The sequence below is a fragment of the Qipengyuania flavescens genome (assembly GCF_029688735.1).
GTDB lineage: Bacteria > Pseudomonadota > Alphaproteobacteria > Sphingomonadales > Sphingomonadaceae > Qipengyuania.
This window is the reverse complement of the sequence record NZ_JARULD010000002.1, coordinates 367754-387474: the sequence shown is the minus strand read 5'-3', so window position 1 is coordinate 387474 and position 19721 is coordinate 367754. Positions and strand designations below refer to the sequence as shown.

At 62.7% G+C, this 19721-nt stretch carries 28 protein-coding genes and 1 pseudogene; all 29 read right to left on the bottom strand.

Annotated elements, in window-relative coordinates; genetic code table 11:
- Positions 1–59 precede the first annotated feature (59 nt).
- Positions 60–1424: pseudogene (gene gdhA / locus P8R33_RS07210) on the bottom strand (NADP-specific glutamate dehydrogenase).
- Between the two features lie 74 nt (positions 1425–1498).
- Positions 1499–2101: an SRPBCC family protein gene (locus P8R33_RS07205; protein WP_278328306.1), complete on the bottom strand. Its 603-nt coding sequence runs from the start codon at positions 2099–2101 to the stop codon at positions 1499–1501.
- Between the two features lie 61 nt (positions 2102–2162).
- On the bottom strand, positions 2163–2810 hold the full coding sequence (locus P8R33_RS07200; RefSeq protein WP_278328305.1) for an adenylate kinase: 648 nt from the start codon (positions 2808–2810) through the stop codon (positions 2163–2165).
- A 33-nt stretch (positions 2811–2843) separates the two neighbouring features.
- Entirely contained in the window at positions 2844–4208 is a 1365-nt protein-coding gene (gene secY, locus P8R33_RS07195; protein WP_278328304.1) for a preprotein translocase subunit SecY, read from the bottom strand.
- A gap of 102 nt (positions 4209–4310) precedes the next feature.
- Positions 4311–4835 (bottom strand): 50S ribosomal protein L15, encoded by a 525-nt coding sequence (gene rplO, locus P8R33_RS07190; RefSeq protein ID WP_278328813.1) that lies wholly within the window; start codon positions 4833–4835, stop codon positions 4311–4313.
- A gap of 117 nt (positions 4836–4952) precedes the next feature.
- Entirely contained in the window at positions 4953–5138 is a 186-nt protein-coding gene (rpmD, locus tag P8R33_RS07185; protein ID WP_278328303.1) for a 50S ribosomal protein L30, read from the bottom strand.
- A gap of 5 nt (positions 5139–5143) precedes the next feature.
- Positions 5144–6004: a 30S ribosomal protein S5 gene (rpsE, locus tag P8R33_RS07180; protein WP_278328302.1), complete on the bottom strand. Its 861-nt coding sequence runs from the start codon at positions 6002–6004 to the stop codon at positions 5144–5146.
- Positions 6004–6348 (bottom strand): 50S ribosomal protein L18, encoded by a 345-nt coding sequence (gene rplR / locus P8R33_RS07175; protein ID WP_278322386.1) that lies wholly within the window; start codon positions 6346–6348, stop codon positions 6004–6006. The genes rpsE and rplR overlap by 1 nt, the downstream gene beginning before the upstream one ends.
- 1 nt (position 6349) lies before the next feature.
- Entirely contained in the window at positions 6350–6883 is a 534-nt protein-coding gene (gene rplF, locus P8R33_RS07170) for a 50S ribosomal protein L6 (RefSeq protein WP_278328301.1), read from the bottom strand.
- On the bottom strand, positions 6883–7278 hold the full coding sequence (gene rpsH, locus P8R33_RS07165) for a 30S ribosomal protein S8 (protein WP_278328300.1): 396 nt from the start codon (positions 7276–7278) through the stop codon (positions 6883–6885). Before rpsH ends, rplF begins: the two co-directional genes overlap by 1 nt.
- 11 nt (positions 7279–7289) lie before the next feature.
- Positions 7290–7595: a 30S ribosomal protein S14 gene (rpsN, locus tag P8R33_RS07160; protein WP_278322383.1), complete on the bottom strand. Its 306-nt coding sequence runs from the start codon at positions 7593–7595 to the stop codon at positions 7290–7292.
- Positions 7596–7621: 26 nt separating this feature from the next.
- A complete protein-coding gene (gene rplE, locus P8R33_RS07155; RefSeq protein WP_278328299.1) occupies positions 7622–8200 on the bottom strand; it encodes a 50S ribosomal protein L5 in 579 nt (192 codons plus the stop codon).
- Entirely contained in the window at positions 8193–8513 is a 321-nt protein-coding gene (gene rplX, locus P8R33_RS07150; RefSeq protein ID WP_278328298.1) for a 50S ribosomal protein L24, read from the bottom strand. Before rplX ends, rplE begins: the two co-directional genes overlap by 8 nt.
- Entirely contained in the window at positions 8513–8881 is a 369-nt protein-coding gene (gene rplN / locus P8R33_RS07145) for a 50S ribosomal protein L14 (RefSeq protein ID WP_067464754.1), read from the bottom strand. The genes rplX and rplN overlap by 1 nt, the downstream gene beginning before the upstream one ends.
- A 57-nt stretch (positions 8882–8938) precedes the next feature.
- Entirely contained in the window at positions 8939–9229 is a 291-nt protein-coding gene (rpsQ, locus tag P8R33_RS07140) for a 30S ribosomal protein S17 (RefSeq protein WP_278322380.1), read from the bottom strand.
- A 10-nt stretch (positions 9230–9239) separates the two neighbouring features.
- Entirely contained in the window at positions 9240–9449 is a 210-nt protein-coding gene (rpmC, locus tag P8R33_RS07135; protein ID WP_278328297.1) for a 50S ribosomal protein L29, read from the bottom strand.
- Positions 9449–9883 (bottom strand): 50S ribosomal protein L16, encoded by a 435-nt coding sequence (gene rplP, locus P8R33_RS07130; RefSeq protein ID WP_278322378.1) that lies wholly within the window; start codon positions 9881–9883, stop codon positions 9449–9451. The genes rpmC and rplP overlap by 1 nt, the downstream gene beginning before the upstream one ends.
- Before the next feature lie 21 nt (positions 9884–9904).
- Positions 9905–10600, bottom strand: a complete 696-nt coding sequence (gene rpsC, locus P8R33_RS07125) for a 30S ribosomal protein S3 (protein ID WP_278328296.1) — start codon at positions 10598–10600, stop codon at positions 9905–9907.
- A gap of 1 nt (position 10601) precedes the next feature.
- Positions 10602–10979 (bottom strand): 50S ribosomal protein L22, encoded by a 378-nt coding sequence (rplV, locus tag P8R33_RS07120; protein ID WP_067690121.1) that lies wholly within the window; start codon positions 10977–10979, stop codon positions 10602–10604.
- Complete coding sequence (gene rpsS, locus P8R33_RS07115) at positions 10979–11254, bottom strand: 30S ribosomal protein S19 (RefSeq protein WP_278328295.1); 276 nt, start codon at positions 11252–11254, stop codon at positions 10979–10981. The genes rplV and rpsS overlap by 1 nt, the downstream gene beginning before the upstream one ends.
- Positions 11255–11260: 6 nt before the next feature.
- Positions 11261–12097 (bottom strand): 50S ribosomal protein L2, encoded by an 837-nt coding sequence (gene rplB, locus P8R33_RS07110; protein ID WP_067464765.1) that lies wholly within the window; start codon positions 12095–12097, stop codon positions 11261–11263.
- Between the two features lie 14 nt (positions 12098–12111).
- Positions 12112–12420 (bottom strand): 50S ribosomal protein L23, encoded by a 309-nt coding sequence (locus tag P8R33_RS07105; RefSeq protein WP_278328294.1) that lies wholly within the window; start codon positions 12418–12420, stop codon positions 12112–12114.
- On the bottom strand, positions 12413–13036 hold the full coding sequence (rplD, locus tag P8R33_RS07100; protein WP_278328293.1) for a 50S ribosomal protein L4: 624 nt from the start codon (positions 13034–13036) through the stop codon (positions 12413–12415). Before rplD ends, P8R33_RS07105 begins: the two co-directional genes overlap by 8 nt.
- Before the next feature lie 3 nt (positions 13037–13039).
- Positions 13040–13921, bottom strand: coding sequence for a 50S ribosomal protein L3 (rplC, locus tag P8R33_RS07095; protein ID WP_278328292.1), 882 nt, complete (start codon positions 13919–13921; stop codon positions 13040–13042).
- A 246-nt stretch (positions 13922–14167) separates the two neighbouring features.
- A complete protein-coding gene (rpsJ, locus tag P8R33_RS07090) occupies positions 14168–14479 on the bottom strand; it encodes a 30S ribosomal protein S10 (protein ID WP_061924928.1) in 312 nt (103 codons plus the stop codon).
- A gap of 323 nt (positions 14480–14802) precedes the next feature.
- The gene (gene tuf, locus P8R33_RS07085; protein ID WP_278328290.1) at positions 14803–15978 is read right to left on the bottom strand and encodes an elongation factor Tu; all 1176 of its coding nucleotides are present in this window, start codon (positions 15976–15978) and stop codon (positions 14803–14805) included.
- Positions 15979–16069: 91 nt separating this feature from the next.
- Positions 16070–18163 (bottom strand): elongation factor G, encoded by a 2094-nt coding sequence (fusA, locus tag P8R33_RS07080; RefSeq protein ID WP_278328289.1) that lies wholly within the window; start codon positions 18161–18163, stop codon positions 16070–16072.
- Positions 18164–18270: 107 nt separating this feature from the next.
- A complete protein-coding gene (gene rpsG, locus P8R33_RS07075) occupies positions 18271–18741 on the bottom strand; it encodes a 30S ribosomal protein S7 (RefSeq protein ID WP_278328288.1) in 471 nt (156 codons plus the stop codon).
- A gap of 274 nt (positions 18742–19015) precedes the next feature.
- Positions 19016–19387, bottom strand: a complete 372-nt coding sequence (rpsL, locus tag P8R33_RS07070) for a 30S ribosomal protein S12 (protein WP_006831873.1) — start codon at positions 19385–19387, stop codon at positions 19016–19018.
- Positions 19388–19721: the final 334 nt, after the last annotated feature.

The window sequence follows — 19721 nt, the reverse complement described above, 5'->3', positions numbered from 1 at the left end:
CGGTCCGCGCGTTCGATCAAGGGCTGCATACACAAGCGCTCGCCGCTCGTCAAAAGCGGTTAGACGACCCCGAAGGCAAGCATCGCGTCGGCGACCTTTTCGAACCCGGCGATATTCGCGCCCTTCACATAATTTACATGGCCGCTGTCGCCCGAACGACCGCGTTCGACGCACTTGCCGTGGATGTCTTCCATCAGCTCGGTCAGCATGTCGTCCAGCTTCTCGCGGTTCCAGCTGACGCGTTCGGAATTCTGGCTCATCTCGAGGCCCGATACCGCGACGCCGCCCGCGTTGGCGGCCTTGCCCGGAGCTTAGAGGATTTCCGCGTCCTGGAAGACCTTCATGCCCTCCATGGTCGTCGGCATGTTGGCGCCTTCGCACACCGCCATGACATCATTGTCCGCCAACGCTTTCGCATCGCTTTCATCGAGTTCGTTCTGGGTCGCGCAGGGCATGGCGATATCGCAATCGACGCTCCATGGTGCCTTGCCCTCGTGGTAGGTCGCGCCGGAATATTCCTCGACATACTCGCTGATCCGCCCGCGGCGCTCGTTCTTGAGTTCCTTGACCCAAGCGATCTTGTCCGCGTCGATGCCGTCGGGATCGTGCACGAAGCCGTCACTGTCCGACAGGGTCAGCACCTTGCCGCCCAGTTCGCAAAGCTTTTCCGCCGCATGCAGCGCGACATTCCCCGCGCCGGAGATCACGGCGCTCTTGCCCTCGATATCCTCGTCCGCCTCGCGCAGCATGTCGCGCAAGAAATAGACCGCACCATAACCGGTCGCCTCCGGGCGCATGATCGAGCCGCCATAGGCAGTGCCCTTGCCGGTCAGCACCCCTTCCCAGCGGCCGGTGATGCGTTTGTATTGACCGAAGAGATACCCGATCTCGCGGCTGCCGACGCCGATATCGCCCGCCGGAACGTCGGTGTCGGGGCCGATGTGGCGATAGAGTTCGGTCATGAAGCTCTGGCAAAAGCGCATGATCTCCGCATCGCTCTTGCCCTTGGGATTGAAGTTCGATCCGCCCTTCCCTCCGCCCAGCGGCAGGCCGGTGAGCGAGTTCTTGAATGTCTGCTCGAAGGCGAGGAACTTGAGTATGCTCTCGTTCACGCTTTCGTGAAATCGCAACCCGCCCTTGTACGGCCCGATCGCGTTGTTGTTCTGCACGCGCCAGCCGCGCTCGACGCGGATGTTGTGGTCGTCGTCTTCCCAGCAGACGCGGAAGCTGACGATGCGGTCGGGCTCGGCGATACGGCGCAGGATCTGCGCTTCCTGATATTCGGGCCGATCCCGCACGAAGGGGAAGACATCTTGCGCCACTTCGCGAACGGCCTGGTTGAATTCGGTCTGCCCTTGGTTGCGCTTTTCGAGGCCTTCGATGAACGTGTCGAGATCGACGGCCTGGTGGTTCTTCGATGCCATGGGGTCCTGCTTCGTTGCTTACCCGACTGCGGGCGTTTCGCTATCAACGGAGGCAGGCAGCGGGAGTGCCGGACTTATTCGTCATCCGGCGTTTCGGTGGTCGCAGTTTCGGCCGCGGCGGTTTCGTCGGCCTCCAGCGCACCGAGATGGTTGCGCAAGCCGGCGAGCTGCTGGCTCATGACGCCGTCCACCGCCTGCGATATCTGCGGGATTTCGTACCGCATCGGACCACCGACGTTATATTCCCACAACACGCGCGTGCCGCCGTCGATTTCCTTGAGCGTAATTGTGAGTATGCCGGTGGCGGGCTCCCCCTGCAGCGGCCCCAATCCGCCGCGCATGCGGAGAACGCGCAAGGGGTATGCCTGGACCACGGTCGCATGCTGCACGCTGCCGTCGAGCGAGAAGCCGTCGTCGCGATCCTCGCCGGGCACGCGTTCGCAGAAGCATCCGCCGGCTTGCGGCTCCAGAGTCAGATTGGCCGCATCGGCAGACCAGGTGTGCTCGTCGTTCCACCACTGGCCGGGGCGGGTCAGAGCAAGCCAGGTTTCCATGGGACTAGCGGCGACACTGGCCGTGTCGCGCGTGACGAAACCATCTTCGCTGGTTTCAACGACCTCCGCGGACAGAGGCGCGCTGATCGCCAGTGCCGCGATTGCCAGACTGTGTCGGATCATTTCCCTCTCCCTCCGCGCCATGCTTATGAAAAGCGCAGCGGAATGGAAAGAGCGGATCGGATCAGGGAGTGAGGATCGCGTCGAGCGCGTGGGTGACTTCGCCGATCGAAGCCATCCCGTCGACGCGGCTGACGATCCCGCGGGCTTCGTAACCCGGCAGGATCGGAGCCGTTTCCTTGCGATAGATGCCCATGCGGTTGCGCACGGTTTCTTCGTTGTCATCCGGGCGCCGCTTGAATTCGGTCGAACCGCACTTGTCGCATTTACCTGGCGTCTCGGGCTGCTTGAAGCTGTCGTGATAGCCCTCGCCGCATTCGGCGCAGGTGAAGCGGCCGGTGATGCGCTTGACCAGCTCGTCTTCGTTCACTTCCAGCTCGATCACATGGTCGAGCTTGCGGCCGTGCTTGGCTAGGATATCGTCGAGCATCTTGGCCTGTGCCTCTGTGCGCGGATAGCCATCAAAGATGGCGCCGGTTTCCGGCCCCATGGCGGTAAGCTCGGCGTCGATCAATTCACTGACGATCTCGTCTGACACCAGGTCGCCGCGGTCCATGATCTCCTTGGCCTTGATGCCGACGGGCGTGCCCGCCTTCACCGCACCGCGCAGCATGTCGCCGGTCGAAAGCTGGCGCATGCCATGATGCTCTTCGAGCCGGTGGGCCTGCGTGCCCTTGCCTGCGCCCGGAGGGCCGAGGAGAATGATGTCCATAGTCAGAAAGTTCCCTGTCGCCCGCGCTATGCCTTACCGCATGCGGCCCTTCAACTTGGCCTTCTTGATGAGGTCGCCATACTGGTGCGCCAGCAGGTGCGACTGGATCTGGCTGATCGTGTCCACCGTCACGTTCACGACGATGAGCAGGCTGGTACCGCCGAGGAACAGTGGGACGCCCGTCTGCGCGATCATGTACTCCGGCACGACACAGACGACCGTGAGGTAAATCGCGCCGATCACGGTAATGCGGGTGAGGACATAATCGAGATATTCCTCGGTCCGCTTGCCCGGACGGATGCCCGGAATGAAGCCGCCGTTCTTCTTCAGGTTTTCCGAAGTCTCTTCCGGATTGAAGACGATTGCGGTGTAGAAGAAGCAGAAGAAGATGATGCCGAGGCCGTACAGCGTCATGTAGAGCGGCTGGCCGTGCTGGAGGTATTGCAGGACGCTCTGCAGCGCGCCGCCAGTGGCGGAATCCGTGTCGACCGAATTGCCCGCGAACTGCGTGATCGTAAGCGGCAGCAGCAATAACGAGCTGGCGAAGATCGGGGGGATCACGCCTGCGGTGTTGAGCTTGAGCGGCAGGTGCGAACGATCGGCCTGCATCATGCCGCGCTGCGTCGCGCGCTTGGGATACTGGATCAGCAGGCGCCGCTGGGCACGCTCGAAGAAACAGATGCCGAGGATGAGCACGATCACCATGAGGATGAAGCCGACCACGATCCCGGTCGAGATCGAGCCTTCGGAATAGCCCGAGCCCATGTTCGAAACGAAGGTCGGGAACTGGGCGACGATGCCCGCCATGATGATCAGCGACACGCCGTTGCCGATGCCGCGACTGGTGATTTGCTCGCCCAGCCACAGCAGGAACATGGTCCCGCCGACGAGGCTGATGACGGCGCCGATGCGGAACATGTAGCCCGGATCGACGACCGCAGCGATGCCGTTAGAAGCGCCGAAACTTTCGAGACCCGCAGCCAAGAACCAGCCCTGGATCGTGCACAGGAACACAGTGCCGTAACGGGTGTACTGGTTGAGCTTCTGCCGACCGACCGTGCCCTCTTTCTTCAGCGCGGCAAGTGCCGGGTGGAGCGCTGCGGCCAATTGCACCACGATCGAGGCGGTGATGTACGGCATCACGCCGAGCGCGATGAGGCTCATGCGCTCGAGGCTGCCGCCGGTGAACATGTTGAACATGTCGAGAATGCCGCCCTGGGCGACATCGGCAAGCTGGTTCAGCGCGCGGGCGTTGATGCCCGGCAGCGGAACGAAGCTGAGGAAACGGAAGACGATAAGCGCACCGATGGTGAACCAGATGCGGTTCTTCAGCTCGGTGGCTTTCGAAAAATTGGCGAGGCTGAGATTGCTCGCGAGATTGTCGGCGCGTGATGCCATTGGTCGATTTCGATCCTAGCTTGTCGCCGGCCCGTCCCGGCGCTGACCGGACAAATAGGGAGCGGGGGCGGGATTGTCGAACCCCGCCCCCGATTTATCCGATCACTTGGCCTTCTTGGCCTTGTTGGCTTCGGTGCGCGCAGCCTTCTTTTCGGCTTCGGGCTGGGCCTTGGCGATCACTTCGACCGAACCGCCGGCCTTCTCGACCGCTTCGATCGCGCCCTTCGAGGCACCGGCGACGACGAACTTGGCCTTGGCTTTCAGCTCGCCCTTGCCGAGCAGGCGAACACCGTCCTTGCCACCGCGTGCGAGGCCCGCGGCCTTGAGCGCTGCGTGATCAATGTCCTTCTTGGCGTCGAGCTTCTTCGCATCGATGAACTTCTGGACCATGCCCAGGTTCACTTCGGCATAATCGTTGCCGAACGGATTGTTGAAGCCGCGCTTCGGCAGGCGCATGTGCAACGGCATCTGGCCGCCTTCGAAGCCCTTGATGGCGACGCCCGAACGGCTCTTCTGGCCCTTCTGGCCACGGCCGCCGGTCTTGCCCTTGCCCGAGCCGATGCCGCGACCGACACGGATGCGGTCCTTGCGTGCGCCGGGATTGTCGCGGATTTCGTTCAGCTTGATAGTCATGTGTGCACTCGCTTTCGCTTTCCAGGCCCCATACCGGGGTTCGCGCTGATAAAATGGAAGCGGCCCGCTATCGCAGCAGGCCGCCCCCGTCAAATTGTATCGCCGGGAGAATTACTCGACGATCTCGACCAGATGCGGGATCTTGGCGATCGCGCCGCGCACCTCGGGGGTGTCCTGCCGGGTGACCGTCTTGTGCATCTTGTTCAGCCCGAGACCGATCAGGATCTTGCGCTGTACTTCCGGCCGACGCAGGGGCGAACCGACCTGCTTCAGCGTGATGGTGTTGTTCTTCGCCATCGATCTTACTCCGCAATAGCGGCGGCGTCGGCTTCAGCCTCGGCCTCCGATGCACCACCCCGGCCGAGAAGGTCGGCGACCTTCTTGCCGCGACGCTGGGCGACCGACTTCGGCGAAGTCTGGTCCTGCAGTGCGTCGAACGTGGCGCGGATCATATTGTAGGGGTTCGACGTGCCGACAGACTTGGTCACCACGTCGGCCACACCGAGGCTCTCGAACACGGCACGCATCGGACCACCGGCAATGATGCCGGTACCCGGAGGTGCGGTACGGACGGTCACCTTGCCGGCACCGAAACGGCCCTTGCCGTCGTGGTGCAGCGTGCGGCCTTCCTTCAGCGCGACGCGGATCATGTGCTTGCGCGCAGCGGCTGTCGCCTTGCTGATCGCCTCGGGCACTTCGCGGGCCTTGCCCTTGCCGAAGCCGACACGGCCCTGGCCGTCGCCGACGACCACGAGCGCAGCGAAGCCGAAGCGCTTACCGCCCTTGACCGTCTTCGAGACGCGGTTGATGTGAACCAGCTTTTCGATGATGCCGTCGTCTTCTTCCTCGCGGCGTCCGCCACGACGATTGTCGCGGCCACCGCGGCCACGGCCACGATCGTTGCCGCCGCGATTGTCGCGACCGCCACGGCCCTGACGTTCGCGCGGCTGGCCTTCGGCGCCCTGTGCGGGGCTCTGGTTGGCAGCAGCTTCCGACGGCGTGTCGGCAACAGCCGGTTCCTCGTTGGTCACCGCGTTCTGCGCTTCCGCTTCGACGACGCCGGAATCGGCCTTGGCCTTCGCGACTTCGGGCGTTTCGGGTACGCCGGGGGCCTGTTCGGGCGTCGCTTCGGTTTCGGGGGTCTTGTTTTCGTCAGCCATCATCAGAACTCCAGCCCGCCTTCGCGGGCGGCGTCGGCCAGCGCCTTGACGCGGCCGTGGAAAAGGAACCCGCCGCGATCGAACACGACGTTGGTGACACCGGCCTTCTTGGCAGCGGCGGCGATGTCGCTACCGACCTGCTTGGCGGCATCGACATTCGCGCCCGAGCCCTTCACGCCGAGCGTCGAGGCGGCAGCGAGCGTCTTGCCCGCCGCATCGTCGATCACCTGCGCGTAGATGTGCTTGCCGGTGCGGTGGACCGAAAGGCGCGGCTTGCCACCCGACACGCTGCGGAGCGCAGTGCGCACGCGGCGGCGGCGGCGTTCAAAGAGAGAGAGCTTTGCCATCTTACTTCTTCTTCCCTTCCTTGCGGAAGATGTACTCGCCGCGGTACTTGATGCCCTTGCCCTTGTAAGGCTCGGGCTTGCGCCAGCGGCGGATTTCGGCGGCAAACTGGCCCACGGCCTGCTTGTCGATACCGGAAATCTCCACGGTGGTCTGGTCCGGGGTCTTCACTTCGAGACCTTCGGGAACGTCGAGATCGACGTCGTGCGAATAGCCGAGCTGAAGCTTGAGCTTCTTGCCCTGCGCCTGCGCACGATAGCCGACGCCCGAAATCTCGAGAGTCTTGGAAAAGCCTTCGGTCACGCCTTCCACCAGGTTCGACACGAGCGTGCGCTGCATGCCCCAGTGGCTGCGGGCCGCCTTGGTGTCGTTGGCCGGCTTTACGGCGATCTCACCGTCTTCCAGCTTGTACTCGACCAGGTCGGACATGCCCATGGTGAGAGTGCCCTTGGGGCCCTTCACGCTCAGCGTATCGCCTTCGATATTGGCAGTGACCCCGCTCGGGATCGCTACCGGCTTCTTGCCGATGCGGCTCATCAGAACACCTCCGCCAGCACTTCGCCGCCGACGTTGTCTGCGCGAGCTTCCGCATCGGAAAGCACGCCCTTCGGCGTCGAGACGATGGTGATGCCGAGGCCGTTGCGGATCGTCGGCAGGTCCTTGGAACCCGAATAGACGCGGCGGCCAGGCTTGGAGACGCGAGCGACATGCTTGATCGCAGGTTCGCCCTCGAAATACTTCAGTTCGATCCGCAGTTGCGGGTGCTTGCCCGAAGCGTCGTCGCTGTAGCCACGGATGTAGCCTTCGCGCTGGAGCACTTCGAGAACGTTTGCACGCAGCTTGCTGGCGGGCGACAGGACGCTGTCCTTCTTCGCGCGCTGGCCGTTGCGGATGCGGGTGAGCATGTCACCCAGGGGATCGGTCATAGCCATCTGTCTTTACCTCACCAGCTCGACTTGGTCAGGCCCGGAATCAGGCCCTTGTTGCCAAGGTCACGCAGTTCGATGCGGTTCAGGCCGAACTTGCGGTAGTAGCCGCGCGGGCGGCCGGTGGTGGAGCAGCGGTTGCGCACCCGGGTCGGGTTCGCGTTGCGCGGGATCTCCGCCATCTTGAGCCGCGCCATCAGGCGCTCGGTCTCGTCGAGGCTTTCGTCGTCCGCGATAGCCTTCAGCTTCGCGTACTTGTCCGCATACTGCTTGACGAGCTTCTTGCGACGCTCGTTCTTGTTGATCGAACTCAGTTTCGCCATTGGACTTAAGTTCCTCTTCTAGCGGCTCACGCCGCCTCCTTCTCTTCCGACTTTTCAGCCGGGAACGGGAAACCGAACAGCTTCAGAAGCTCGCGAGCTTCGTCGTCGGTCTTCGCCGTCGTGGTTACGATGATGTCCATACCCCGGACCTTCTCGATCTTGTCGTAGGAGATTTCGGGGAAGACGATCTGTTCCTTCAGGCCCATGGCGTAGTTGCCACGGCCGTCGAACGACTTCGGGTTGAGGCCACGGAAGTCGCGGATGCGCGGCATTGCGACAGTGACCAGGCGGTCGAGAAATTCGTACATGCGATCGCGGCGCAGGGTAACCTTTGCACCGATCGGCATGCCTTCACGCAGCTTGAACTGCGCGATCGACTTCTTCGCCTTGGTGATGACGGGCTTCTGGCCGGCAATCAGCGCCATTTCTTCGGCAGCAGTCTGGACCTTCTTCTTGTCCTGGCTCGCCTCGCCCACACCCATGTTGAGCGTGATCTTTTCGAGCTTCGGAACTTCGAGGCGATTCTTGTAACCGAACTTCTCGGTCATCGCCTTGACGATCTGGTCTTCGAACTTCTGCTTCATGCGGGGGGTGTAATCAGCCATCGATGGTCTCCCCACTCTTCACGGCAATACGCACCTTCTTGCCGTCCTTCTCTTCGAAACGGACGCGGGTGGGCTTGCCATCCTTCGGGTCTGCAACAGCAACCTTGCTGATCGGCATCGGCGCTTCGAAGCGATCGATACCGCCCTGCGGGTTCTGCTGCGCCGGCTTGCGGTGACGCGCTGCCACGTTGACGCCCTCGACGACGATCTTGCCTTCCTTCGGCATGACCTTCGCGACGGTGCCGGTCTTGCCCTTGTCCTTGCCGGACAGGACGACGACGCTGTCACCCTTCTTGATCTTTGCGGAAGCCATTACAGCACCTCCGGAGCTAGGCTGATGATCTTCATGAAGCCGCGGCCGCGCAGTTCGCGGACCACTGGGCCGAAGATACGGGTGCCGATCGGCTCTTCGCTCTTGTTCACGAGCACTGCGGCATTGCTGTCGAAGCGGATCACGCTGCCGTCGGGGCGGCGCACGTCCTTCTTAGTACGCACGATGACGGCGCGATGGACATCGCCCTTCTTCACCTTGGTGCGCGGCTGAGCTTCCTTCACGGAAACCACGATCACGTCGCCCACGGACGCAGTGCGGCGCTTCGAGCCGCCCAGTACCTTGATGCACTGGACGCGCTTGGCGCCGCTGTTGTCCGCGACGTCGAGATTGGATTGCATCTGGATCATCGATCCGGTTCCTTCTCACTGGCTTGCCGGGACAGCTGCCCGGCAGTTCCTAATACGTCAGTTGCTGGCGGCTTCGACTTCGAGGTCGGCCTCGACAGCCTGGGTGCCACCGGCCGTCACGCGGTCCTTGACCATCCAGGTCTTGGTCTTCGAGATCGGCTTGGTTTCTTCGATGCGCACGACATCACCGAGCGTGTACTCGTTGTTCTCGTCGTGGGCATGGTACTTCTTCGAGCGGCGGATGATCTTCCCGTAGAGCGGGTGCTTCACCTTGCGCTCGACGAGCACGGTCACGGTCTTGTCGGTCTTGTCGGAGGTGACGGTCCCGATCAGAATACGCTTGGGCATGGTCTACTCCTTACGCCTTCGCTTCAGCCGAGCGCGTACGCTCGTTCTGCAGCGTCTTGATCTTGGCGATCGTGCGACGGACTTCGCGGATACGCGCCGGGGCTTCGAGCTGGTTGGTCGCAGCCTGGAAGCGCAGGTTGAACTGCTCGCGCTTCAGGTTCGTCAGCTCTTCGGACAGCTGGTCGTCCGACTTCTGGCGCAGGTCTTCGGTCTTGGCCATCATTCGCCTCCCAGGTGAGATTCATCGCCCAGGCGGGCAACGACCTTGGTCTTGATCGGCAGCTTCATCGCCGCACGGCTGAACGCTTCGGCGGCCAGCGGGCCGGCAACGCCGTCCAGTTCGAACAGGATGCGGCCCGGCTTCACGCGAGCGGCCCAGTATTCGACCGAACCCTTGCCTTTACCCTGACGGACTTCGGCAGGCTTCTTCGATACCGGCACATCCGGGAAGACGCGGATCCAGAGACGGCCCTGACGCTTGATGTGGCGCGTGATCGCGCGGCGAGCCGCTTCGATCTGACGAGCGGTAATCCGCTCGGGTTCCAGCGCCTTCAGGCCATAGGACCCGAAGTTCAGCGTGGTGCCGCCCTTGGCGTTGCCATGGATCTTGCCCTTGAACGCCTTGCGGTACTTGGTTTTCTTCGGTTGCAGCATGGTTCTTTCCTAATCCTGCAATCAGCGCGCCGGACGGACGCCAGAGGTCTGGGCTTCCATCATCAGGCGGTCCTGAGCGGTCGGGTCGTGCGCCAGAATCTCGCCCTTGAAGATCCAGCACTTGATGCCGATGATCCCGTAGGCGGTGAGCGCTTCGGCTTCCGCATAGTCAACGTTGGCGCGCAACGTGTGCAGCGGAACGCGACCTTCGCGATACCATTCGACACGGGCGATCTCAGCGCCGCCGAGACGACCGCCGCAGACGATCTTGATGCCTTCCGCGCCGAGGCGGAGAGCCGACTGCACGGCGCGCTTCATGGCGCGGCGGAAGGCGACGCGGCGAATCAGCTGGTCGGCGATGCCCTGGGCGACGAGCTTGGCGTCGATTTCCGGCTTGCGGATCTCAACGATGTTCAGCTTCACTTCGCTTTCGGTCATCTGCGACAGCTTGGTGCGCAGCTTTTCGATGTCCGCGCCCTTCTTGCCGATGATCACACCGGGGCGGGCCGCGTAGATCGAGATGCGGCACAGCTTGGCCGGACGCTCGATGACCACCTTCGAGATCGCGGCCTGGGCAGCGTTCTCGAGGATGAACTTGCGGATTTCGATGTCCTCGCTGAGCAGCTTGGCATAGTCGCGCCCTTCGGCGTACCAGCGGCTGTCCCAGGTGCGGTTGATCTGCAGGCGCAGACCGATCGGATTGCTCTTCTGGCCCATCTTACGCCTCTTCCTGCTCGCGGACGACGATGCGCAGGCGGCTGAACGGCTTCAGGATGCGCGTCGACTTGCCACGACCGCGCGTATGGAAGCGCTTCATGGTGATCGACTTGCCCACCGAAGCCTCGGCAACGACCAGAGCGTCGACATCGAGGTTGTGGTTGTTTTCCGCATTGGCGATCGCCGAAGCGAGCACCTTCGTGGCATCCTTCGCCATGGCCTTCTTGGAGAAGGCGAGGATGTTGAGGGCCTCTTCGGCCTTCTTGCCGCGGATCAGTTCGGCAACGAGGTTGAGCTTCTGGGCCGAACCACGGATCGTGGTACCCACAGCCAGGGCCTCGTTATCGGCGACGCGGCGCGGAGCTTTCTGCTTGCTCATCAGCGCTTACCCTTCTTGTCGGCGGCGTGACCCGGGAAGGTCCGGGTCGGCGCGAATTCGCCGAGCTTGTGGCCGACCATCTCTTCCGAGACGGAGACCGGGATGAACTTGTGACCGTTGTAGACGTTGAACGTCAGGCCGACGAAGTCGGGCAGGATGGTGGAGCGACGCGACCAGGTCTTGATCGGCTTCGCATTGCTTACATCCTGAGCTTCCTGAGCCTTCTTCAGAAGGCTGAGTTCGACGAACGGACCTTTCCAGACGGAACGTGCCATGTCCGATTACCTCTTCTTCTTCGCGTGCCGCGAACGGATGATCATCTTGTCCGTCTGCTTGTTCTTGCGGGTACGGGCGCCCTTGGTCGGCTTGCCCCACGGAGTGACCGGGTGACGACCACCGCTGGTGCGGCCTTCACCACCGCCGTGCGGGTGGTCGACCGGGTTCTTGGCGACACCGCGCGTCAGCGGCTTGATGCCCATCCAGCGACGACGACCGGCCTTGCCCAGGTTCTGGTTCTGGTTGTCCGGGTTCGACACGGCACCGACAGTGCCCATGCAGTCGGCGCGCAGGTAACGCTGCTCGCCGCTGTTGAGACGGACGATGACCATGCCGCGGTCACGACCGACCAGCTGGACGTAGGAGCCTGCAGCGCGGGCGATCTGGCCGCCCTTGCCCGGCTTCATTTCCACGTTGTGGCAGATCGTGCCAACCGGCATCTGGCCGAGCAGCATGGCGTTGCCGGGCTTAGTGTCGGCCTTCTCGGCCGCGATCACCTTGTCGCCGACAGCCAGACGCTGCGGAGCGAGAATATAGGCCAACTCGCCATCGTCATACTTGACGAGCGCGATGAATGCCGTGCGGTTCGGGTCGTACTCGAGCCGCTCGACCGTGCCTTCGACGTCCCACTTGCGACGCTTGAAGTCGACGTAGCGGTACTTCTGCTTGTGGCCGCCGGCCATGCCGCGCGAAGTGACGTGGCCCTTGTTGTTGCGACCACCGGTCTTGCGCTTGCCTTCGACGAGCGACTTGACCGGCTTGCCCTTGTAGAGGCCCGACTTGTCGACGAGGATCAGGCCGCGACGGCCCGGGCTCGTGGGTTTGTAGTTCTTGAGTGCCATTGTTCCCTAGCCCCTCAGATACCGCTGGTGACGTCGATGGAATCGCCGTCCTTCAGGGTGACCACGGCCTTCTTCAGGTCGTTGCGCTTGTAGGGCTTGCCCTTCCAGCGCTTGGTCTTGCCCTTCACGTTGATCGTGTTGACGCCGGTGACGCTGACATCGAAGATCGCCTCGACGGCTTCCTTGATCTGCGGCTTGGTGGCATCGTTCGCTACCTTGAAGACGACGGCATTGTGCTCGGAAGCCAGCGTCGACTTTTCGGTGATGTGCGGTGCGAGCACGACGTCGTAGTGACGTGCGGCTACTTCCTGCTTCTTAGCCATTGAAACGGCCCTCCAGCTTCTCGACCGCGTCCTTGGTGAGGACGAGCGTGTCGTGCTTCAGGATGTCGTAGACGTTCGCGCCCATGGCCGGCAGGACATTGACGCCCGGCAGGTTGCCAGCGGCCTTCTTGAAGCCGTCGTTCACGCTTTCGCCGTCGATGACGAGGACCTTGCCGCCCCAGCCATTCTTGTCGAAGTGACCCTTGAGCGCCTTGGTCTTGGCGTCCTCGAGCTCGAGGCTGTCGACAACGATCAGACCGTCCTTCGCCTTGCTCGACAGGGCCATCTTGAGGCCGAGTGCACGGATCTTCTTGTTCAGCGACTGCTCGAAGTCACGCTTGCGCGCACCGTGAGCCTTGCCGCCGCCGATGAAGATCGGAGCGCCGCGATCGCCGTGGCGAGCCGTGCCGCCGCCCTTCTGGCGACCCCACTTCTTGCCGGTGCGGGCAACGTCCGAACGCTCGCGCGTCGGGCGGGCGGTGCCGCGGCGGTTCTCGAGCTGCCACGTCACGACGCGGTGCAGGATGTCGGCACGCGGCTCGACCCCGAACACGTCGTCGTTGAGCTCGATGTCGCCCGACGCCTTGCCGTCGATTTTTTGGACCTTCACCTTCACGGATCAGCCCTCCTTGTTCTCGCCGGCGTCCTTGTCGACGCTCGGCGTGGTGCTGTTGTCTTCGGCTGCGCCGGTTTCGGCATCCGCACCAGCATCCTGCTGCTGCATCAGCTTTTCCTGCTGCTCGGGCGAAACTTCGGTGCCGACTTCGGATTCGGCCGCGCTTTCGACCAGACCGGGAGCGGCTTCGTCGTGCTCGAACTCTTCACGGTTGCGATACATCACACCCGGGAACGGCAGTTCGTCATGCTTGACCTTCACCGCATCCTTGACGAGCAGCCAGCCGTTCTTCGCGCCCGGGACCGAGCCCTTGACGAAGAGCAGGCCGCGATCGGCGTCGGTGCGGACGATTTCGAGGTTCTGCTGGGTACGCTGACGGTCGCCCATATGGCCGGCCATCTTCTTGCCCTTGAACACGCGGCCCGGATCCTGGCGGTTACCCGTCGAACCGTGCGAACGGTGCGAGATCGAGACACCGTGGGTGGCGCGCAAACCGCCGAAGCCCCAACGCTTCATGGCGCCGGCAAAGCCCTTACCCTGAGTGTGGCCGGTGATGTCGACCTTCTGGCCGGCGATGAAGTGCTCTGCCGAAATGCGGGCACCGACCGGAAGCAGACCTTCCTCGGTGTCGACGCGGAATTCGGCAACCTTCATCTTGAGCGGAACCTCTGCCTTGGCAAAGGCTTCGCGCTGCGGCTTGTTGACGTTCTTCTGCTTGGCTTCACCCGAACCGACCTGGACCGCGAAATAGCCATCGCGATCGGCAGTGCGGTGGGCAGTCACCTGGCAATCTTCCAGCGCGAGAACGGTGACCGGCACGTGCCGACCGTCCTCTTGGAAGAGGCGGGTCATCCCGACTTTCTTTGCGATAACGCCTGTGCGCATCGTAAACTCCTAACACAGAGGCACACGGGCCCATCCCGCGTGCTTGCCAGCCCGTTTCATGATGCGTCGCCCCGTCCGGGCTGAGTGCCATCCGTGGCCGAAGCCCTGGAGAGCGAGACGGGGGACGCAGACCCGGATAAAATCCGGCGGTATCCCGATGTCTTGCCAGATCCGAAGATCGGGCGGGGCTATCGAGCGCCCCTGAACTTCCGGTCGATTTAACGTCCTGCCGGGGACGTAGCCGAGTTAAGCGAGCTTGATCTCGACATTGACGCCAGCCGCGAGGTCGAGCTTCATCAGCGCGTCGACGGTCTGGGCGTTGGGCTGCACGATGTCGAGCAGCCGCTTGTAGGTGCGCACCTCGAACTGCTCGCGCGACTTCTTGTCGATGTGCGGGCCGCGGTTCACGGTGAACTTCTCGATGCGCGTCGGCATGGGAATGGGACCACGAATAAGGGCACCCGTACGACGTGCGGTTTCTGCGATTTCGCCAGTTGCCTGGTCGAGAACGCGATGGTCGAACGCCTTGAGGCGAATGCGGATATTCTGAGCTTCCATTACCTACACCGATGCGAAAGAGCCAAAGGGCCGCCTTCATCCGAAAATTTGGGCAACCCTCAAAAAACAAAGGCCGGCCCCGCTATGCCCGGTTTCCCGCAGCGGGCGGCCTTTCTGAATTGGGTTGGCGGAGACGAATCCCTGCCTGTGGGCGCGCATATACGGGGGAGACCCCGATCTGACAACCCCCGAAATCCGTGCATTTCGCTGCGCGGTTCCGGGAGACGACGAAACGTGCATCACATTCCGCCATTCGCCCTCATAAATAGCGAAGGGCCCGCCCTCCCCGAAGGAAGGACAGGCCCTGCTTTGTCGTTTGCGACTTACTTCTGGATCGAAGCAACCACGCCCGAGCCGACGGTGCGGCCGCCTTCGCGGATAGCGAAGCGCAAACCTTCGTCCATGGCGATCGGAGCGATCAGCTTGACCGAGATGGTCACGTTGTCGCCCGGCATCACCATTTCCGTGCCTTCGGGAAGGATCACTTCGCCGGTGACGTCGGTGGTGCGGAAGTAGAACTGCGGACGATAGTTCGCGAAGAACGGCGTGTGACGGCCGCCTTCGTCCTTCGACAGGACGTAGACTTCAGCGCTGAACTCGGTGTGCGGCGTAACCGAACCGGGCTTCGCCAGGACCTGGCCACGCTCGACGTCTTCACGGCCGACGCCGCGGATCAGTGCACCGATGTTGTCGCCGGCTTCACCGCGATCGAGCAGCTTGCGGAACATTTCGACGCCGGTGACGGTCGTTTTGCTGGTGTCCTTGATGCCGACGATTTCGACTTCGTCGCCAACATTCACGACGCCGGTTTCGACACGGCCGGTGACAACCGTACCGCGACCCGAGATCGAGAACACGTCTTCGATCGGCATCAGGAAGGGCTTGTCGACCGGACGATCCGGAGTCGGGATGTATTCGTCGACGGCAGCCATCAGTTCCTTGATGCTGTTTTCGCCGATTTCCTCGTCGCGACCTTCGAGAGCGGCGAGAGCCGAACCCTTGATGATCGGAATGTTGTCGCCGTCGAAGTCGTACGAGCTGAGCAGTTCACGGACTTCCAGTTCGACGAGCTCGAGGATTTCCTCGTCGTCGACCTGGTCGACCTTGTTCATGTAAACGACCAGCTGCGGAACGCCGACCTGACGAGCGAGCAGGATGTGCTCGCGGGTCTGCGGCATCGGGCCGTCGGCTGCGTTCACGACCAGGATTGCGCCGTCCATCTGGGCGGCACCGGTGATCATGTTCTTCACGTAGTCGGCGTGACCCGGGCAGTCGACGTGCGCATAGTGGCGGTTGTCGGTTTCGTACTCGACGTGTGCGGTCGAGATGGTGATGCCGCGCTCACGCTCTTCGGGCGCCTTGTCGATGTTTGCGAAATCGACGGCCGAACCCATGACCTTGGTGATCGCCGCGGTCAGCGTGGTCTTGCCGTGGTCGACGTGACCGATGGTGCCGACGTTAACGTGCGGCTTATTACGCTCGAACTTTTCCTTCGCCATTTTCCAATAACCTCTAATCTGAAAGTGAATTTCTGCGGGTTGGAAACGGCGCCCGCGGAATCAGGCGCCGCCCCTAGACGGAGATGCTGCCTTAGGCAAGCTTCTCCTTGACTTCCTGAGCCACGTTCGCCGGAACTTCGTCGTAGTGGCTGAACTGCATCGAGTACTGTGCGCGGCCCTGGGTGAACGAACGCAGCTCGTTCACGTAACCGAACATGTTCGCGAGCGGCACGTTGGCTTCGACCGCCTGGGCGTTGCCGCGGCTGTCGGTGCCCTGGATCTGGCCACGACGCGAGTTCAGGTCGCCGATGACATCGCCGAGGTAATCCTCGGGAGTCACGACCTCGACCTTCATGATCGGCTCGAGCAGCTTGATGCCGGCCCGGTCGGCCACTTCGCGCATCGCACCGCGACCGGCGATTTCGAACGCGATCGCGCTCGAGTCGACGTCATGGTACGCACCGTCGTACAGGTTCACCGTGAAGTCGATGATCGGGAAGCCGACGAGGTGGCCGCTTTCGGCCTGTTCGCGGAAGCCCTTCTCGATGGCCGGGATATATTCCTTCGGAATGTTACCGCCCTTGATCTCGTCTTCGAACACAAAGCCCTGGCCGCGCTCACCCGGGGTGACCTTGACCTTGACGCGGCCGAACTGGCCCGAACCACCCGACTGCTTCTTGTGGGTGTAGTCCACGTCCACCGGCTTGCCGAGGTATTCGCGATAAGCGACCTGCGGTGCGCCGACATTGGCTTCGACCTTGAATTCGCGCTTCATGCGATCGACGAGGATGTCGAGGTGAAGCTCGCCCATGCCCTTGATGATCGTCTGACCGCTTTCGTGGTCGGTGGTGACACGGAAGCTCGGATCCTCGGCGGCCAGGCGGTTGAGGGCGACGCCCATCTTTTCCTGGTCGGCCTTGGTCTTGGGTTCCACGGACAGTTCGATGACCGGCTCGGGGAATTCCATGCGCTCGAGAATGATCGGCTTCGAGGCATCGCACAGCGTATCGCCGGTCGTCGTTTCCTTCAGACCTGCAATCGCGACGATGTCGCCGGCGAAGGCCTCATCGATGTCCTCGCGGTTGTTCGAGTGCATCAGCAGCATGCGGCCGATCTTTTCCTTCTTCTCCTTCACCGAGTTCAGGACGCTGCCCTTCGACAGCTGGCCCGAATAGATGCGGGTGAAGGTGAGCGAGCCGACGAACGGGTCGTTCATGATCTTGAACGCCAGCGCGGCGAACGGCGCATCGTCCGAAGACGGACGGGTCGCTTCCTCGTCGCTTTCGGGCAGCACGCCCTTGATGGCCGGAACGTCGAGCGGGCTCGGCATGTAGTCAACCACGGCGTCGAGCAGGGGCTGCACGCCCTTGTTCTTGAACGCCGAGCCGCACAGCACGGGCACGAAATCGCGGTTCATGGTACCCTTGCGGATCAGGCGCTTGAGCGTCGCCGCATCGGGCTCGTTGCCCTCGAGGTACTGTTCCATGACGTCGTCGTCCTGCTCCACGGCAGTCTCGACCAGCTTTTCGCGATATTCCGCAGCCTTGTCGGCGAGGTCGGCGGGGATGTCGACATAGTCGAACTTCGCGCCGAGGTCTTCGGCCTGCCACACGATGCCGCGCATATTGACGAGGTCGACCACGCCCTGAAGGTCGCTTTCCGCGCCGATCGGGAGATAGAGGACCAGCGGGTTCGCGCCGAGGCGATCGATGATCGACTGCACGCAGTAGTAGAAGTCGGCGCCGGTGCGGTCCAATTTATTCACGAAGCACATCCGGGGGACGCCGTACTTGTCGGCCTGGCGCCAGACGGTTTCGGATTGCGGTTCTACACCGGCAACTCCGTCGAACACCGCGACGGCGCCGTCGAGGACGCGCAGGCTGCGTTCGACTTCGATGGTGAAGTCGACGTGGCCGGGGGTGTCGATGATGTTGATGCGGTGCTTCGGGCCTTCGCCGTCTTCGGCCGACCAGAAGGTCGTGGTCGCCGCGGACGTGATGGTGATGCCGCGCTCCTGCTCCTGCTCCATCCAGTCCATGGTCGCGGCGCCGTCGTGGACTTCGCCGATCTTGTAGGACTTGCCGGTGTAGTAGAGGATGCGTTCGGTCGTGGTGGTCTTGCCGGCATCGATGTGGGCCATGATGCCGATATTGCGGTACCGCTCCAGCGGATATTCGCGGGCCATGTGGAATTCCTCGTAAGTCGGGGGTGAGCTAACTCGACCCCCATGTAGGGATTAGTGCGACAGTTTCGAGACCGGGAACATGCCCCCGGCCTCAAACATGCCCCGCCTTACCAGCGGTAGTGCGAGAAGGCGCGGTTCGCGTCCGCCATGCGGTGCGTGTCTTCGCGCTTCTTGACGGCGTTGCCGCGGTTGTTCGACGCATCCATCAGCTCGCCCGACAGGCGTGCGGCCATGGTGGTCTCCGGACGGCCGCGCGCAGCCGTGATCAGCCAGCGGATCGCGAGGGCCTGGGCACGCTCGGGGCGCACCTCGACCGGCACCTGGTAGGTCGCACCGCCGACACGGCGGCTGCGCACTTCGACCTGCGGCTTGATGTTGTCGAGCGCTGCATGGAACAGCTCGACCGGATTGGCCTTGGCCTTGGCTTCGACCGTGTCGAGCGCGGTATACACGATACCTTCGGCAACGGCCTTCTTACCGTCGAGCATGAGGTTGTTCATGAACTTCGACAGGACCTGATCACCGAACTTCGGATCAGGCAGGATCTCCCGCTTCTCGGGACGACGACGACGTGACATGTTTAAAACTCCTTCGGAGTGCGCCCCGACATCCGTCGGGGCTTGCGGTGCCAGCCCTCTCCCCCACCCGGCCACCCAGAGACTACCTTCGTATGGTGTCCGGGCGGAGGAGAGGACTGTCCCCGCGTTGAAACTTGCCTCTTCGGGTCTGTGTCGGCCCGGCTCCCTCTCCCGACCATCCTATCGGACAATCTCATGGGTGGTCGGGAGGGGGAGACGGGCTGGCACAGAGGTCATCACGGATGTGATGACCGCACCCTACAAAGACTCCTACTTACTTCGGACGCTTCGCGCCGTACTTCGAGCGCGACTGCTTGCGGTCCTTCACGCCCTGCGTGTCGAGCACGCCGCGCAGCACGTGATAGCGCACGCCGGGAAGGTCGCGCACACGGCCGCCGCGGATCAGCACGACGCTGTGCTCCTGCAGGTTGTGGCCTTCGCCCGGGATGTAGGAGATGACTTCGCGCTGGTTGGTCAGGCGGACCTTGGCAACTTTACGCAGAGCCGAGTTCGGCTTCTTCGGAGTCGTCGTATAGACGCGTGTGCAAACGCCGCGCTTCTGCGGGTTCTGCTCCATCGCAGGGACCTTGGACTTGGCCTTCTGCGGAACGCGGCCCTTGCGGACCAGCTGGTTGATCGTCGGCATATGAGGTCTTTCTCTTCACCGTATGAAGGTGACGACTAGGGGTTTGGATGATGTGTTCTGGCTGGCGACCTTGCGCTGATCCCGCTCGTCCTGAGCCTGTCGAAGGACAGTCACCGACGCGCGAACACGCGAAACCGCACGAGCCTGAAACACTCCACCCACCGGCCCCACGGCCACCGGGTTACTTTGACGGCTGCCCACCGGCGAGAGGGATACCCCCGCCGCAATAGAAAAGAGCCCGAGTGCATGACGCACCAGGCCCCGGGACATGACCGGCAATGTTCAGCTCTATCTGACCGACGGTGGACGAATCCAACACCGGATGGCCGCGCAC